General features: G+C 68.8%; 2 protein-coding genes and 1 pseudogene. 2 read left to right on the plus strand and 1 reads right to left on the minus strand.

Going from position 1 to position 3,160, the window contains the following annotated elements; all coding sequences use genetic code 11:
* Nucleotides 1-357 (minus strand): annotated as a pseudogene (locus ABZU75_RS45990) (hypothetical protein); the annotation flags it as partial.
* An 894-nt stretch (nt 358-1,251) separates the two neighbouring features.
* Here ABZU75_RS45990 and trpB point away from each other — a divergent pair.
* Nucleotides 1,252-2,496: a tryptophan synthase subunit beta gene (gene trpB / locus ABZU75_RS45995; protein ID WP_355569764.1), complete on the plus strand. Its 1,245-nt coding sequence runs from the start codon at nt 1,252-1,254 to the stop codon at nt 2,494-2,496.
* Nucleotides 2,493-3,158, plus strand: a complete 666-nt coding sequence (trpA, locus tag ABZU75_RS46000; protein ID WP_355569767.1) for a tryptophan synthase subunit alpha — start codon at nt 2,493-2,495, stop codon at nt 3,156-3,158. Before trpB ends, trpA begins: the two co-directional genes overlap by 4 nt.
* Nucleotides 3,159-3,160: the final 2 nt, after the last annotated feature.

The following is a 3,160-nucleotide window of genomic DNA, read 5'->3' on the forward strand; positions in this document are numbered from 1 at the left end:
CGCGACGAGGTTCCGGTATTTCGAGTGCACGGACGTGCCGGTGCACCAGTGCGGCTGGAGGTCGCTGCCGATGAAGAACACCTTGCCCGAGGTCGTGGGCATTCCCCCCTCCGGCGAGGCAGGTCCCTCCAGTGGTGGGATGGAAACCGGGGGGCCGTCCGGGACGATGTCCGTGGACAGGCGTTCCCCGGCGACCGCGGTCCGCACGGCGTACGGTGTGGCACTCTTCAGGTTGGCGGCCCCGTCGGCGAGCCAGAACCTCGCGACCTGCTGAGCCGTCGTCACCGTGGGAGCCAACGGGACCACCAGCACACTCGCGGCCTGTGCCGGCCCGGTGACGACAGTGGCACCCAACACGCTCAAGCCGATCCCCAACGCGATCAGTGCACGCCTCAAGGGCGATCTCCCGTCCAGTCATGGGGCGCCTTCGCGCCCCGTCAGCGTGGAGAGCCGGCCGATCGACACGGCCGGCGAACAGCAAGATCGTAACCTTGGCCGAGGCCCTGGTCCTAGAATTTTTAGATCACATGTTCGATACAAGAGTGCCGATGGGCCACTACTCCCTGGCTGCGGAGGCCGCGCCCACCAGAAGGCCATGAGCAGGCACAACAGCCCGGCTCGGCGTCCACCCGGACCGGAGCAGGCCACTGAGCATCTCCACCGGGGCCCACCGTACGGCGCGCAAAATCCACGGCCCGCGCCAGGGAACGCGGTCGAATCCCGGCAGTCAGCAGGATGGCGAGGTCGACTGAAACAAGCAGGTCGCCAGGCTCTTCTCATCCTGAGTAGCGGCCCTCTTCGCTGAGTTGCAGGACGAGGACGGCCTGCACGAGTGCTGTTAGGCTTCAGTCGTGCCCATTGCCGCCCGCCTTGCCGCCGGCTGCCGCCCTCGCGGCTGCCGGGCGCCTGCGCGGCGCGTGCACGGCCGCCGGGTGCGGTATGTGATTGGCTCCGATCCTGGTCAGGTCAACGGGATGCGATGGCCTTGCGCGCCGCGCATTGCGCGGGGTGTCTGAGGGGATTTCTTCTCCCCCACCCCGCCCTTCCCGAAACTGGGGGCGCTGTCCCAGATCTCCAGGCACGCCCTTCGGCAGCGGCCTCAGACGCCGGCCGGGCTGCTTGTGGGCTCACGCCTTTCAGGAAGGGGCGGGGTGGGGAAAAGGCCTGTCCACCCCGCCGCGCGGATACGTGTTCCGTGACCATCACAAGCCAGACATCCAGGGCGTATGCCCCGGCGTAGGAGCATGTCGCATGTCCAGTGAATTCTTTATCCCGGCCCCGGAGGGTCAAGTCCCCAGCGCCGAAGGGTATTTCGGTGCGTTCGGCGGCAAGTTCATCCCGGAGGCCCTGGTCGCCGCCGTGGACGAAGTCGCCGTCGAGTACGAGAAGGCCAAGGCCGACCCCGCGTTCGTCGCGGAGTTCGAGGATCTGCTCGTCAACTACACCGGGCGCCCGAGTGCGCTCACCGAGGTACCGCGATTCGCCGAGCACGCCGGCGGTGGGCGGGTCTTCCTCAAGCGGGAGGACCTGAACCACACCGGCTCACACAAGATCAACAACGTGCTCGGGCAGACCCTGCTCACCAAACGGATGGGCAAGCCCCGGGTCATCGCGGAGACCGGCGCCGGCTCGCACGGCGTCGCCACCGCGACGGCCTGTGCGCTGTTCGGTCTCGAATGCACCGTCTACATGGGCGAGATCGACACCGAGCGGCAGGCGCTCAACGTCGCCCGGATGCGGATGCTCGGTGCCGAGGTCATCCCGGTCAAGTCCGGTTCCCGCACGCTCAAGGACGCCATCAATGAGGCGTTCAGGGACTGGGTCGCGAGCGTCGACCGGACGCACTACGTCTTCGGCACGGCTGCGGGACCGCATCCCTTCCCGGGCATGGTGCGCGACTTTCACCGCGTCATTGGCATAGAGGCCCGCCGCCAGATCCTGGAGCGGGCCGGGCGGATGCCGGACGCGGCCATCGCCTGCGTCGGCGGCGGGTCGAACGCACTCGGTCTCTTCCACGGCTTCCTTCCCGACAGCGGCGTACGTCTCATCGGCTGCGAGGCCGCCGGGCACGGCGTGGAGAGCGGTGAGCACGCGGCCTCGCTGTCCGCGGGCGAGCCGGGCATCCTGCACGGTTCGCGGTCGTATGTCCTGCAGGACGAGGAGGGCCAGATCGCCGAGCCCTGCTCGATCTCGGCCGGTCTGGACTATCCGGGCATCGGGCCCGAGCACGCGTATCTGAGGGACATCGGCCGCGCCGAGTACCGCCCGGTCACCGACGATGAGGCGATGCAGGCGTTTCGGCTGCTTTCGCGGACCGAGGGCATCATCCCGGCGATCGAGAGCGCGCATGCGCTCGCCGGGGCCCTCGAAGTCGGCAAGGAGCTCGGTAAGGACGGGCTGATCATCGTCAACCTGTCCGGGCGCGGCGACAAGGACATGGACACGGCCGTCCGTTACTTCGGGCTGTACGACGCCGCCGAAGGAGAGTCGAAGTGAGTGGCAACATCCAGCTGTTGAGCGACACCCTCGCCCAGGCCAGGTCCGAGGGCCGCGCTGCGCTCATCGCCTACTTCCCGGCCGGCTTCCCGACCGTCGACGGTGGCATCGAGGCGGTCAAGGCGGTCCTCGAATCCGGCGCGGACGTCGTCGAGGTCGGCCTGCCGCACAGCGACCCGGTGCTCGACGGACCGGTCGTCCAGACCGCCGACGACATCGCCCTGCGCGGCGGCCTCAAGATCGCCGACGTGATGCGCACCGTCCGCGAGGCACACGCCGCCACGGGCAAGCCCGTCCTGGTGATGACGTACTGGAACCCGATCGACCGCTATGGCATCGAACGCTTCACCACCGAACTCGCCGAGGCCGGCGGCGCGGGCTGCATCCTGTCCGACCTGCCCGTCCAGGAATCCGCGACCTGGCGCGAGCACGCCGCGAAGCAAGGCCTGGCCACCGTCTTCGTCGTCGCGCCGAGCAGCAAGGACGAGCGGCTGAAGGAGATCACCGCGGCCGGTTCGGGATTCGTTTACGCCGCCTCGCTGATGGGGGTCACCGGCACCCGCGCCTCCGTCGGATCCCCAGCAGCCCTCCGCCCACGGCGCCGATGGCGATCCCCGCCACCGGGGGCAGCCCGAAGGTCAGCACCGCCCATCCGAAGGTGAAC

Source organism: Streptosporangium sp. NPDC005286 (assembly GCF_040607515.1).
GTDB lineage: Bacteria > Actinomycetota > Actinomycetes > Streptosporangiales > Streptosporangiaceae > Streptosporangium.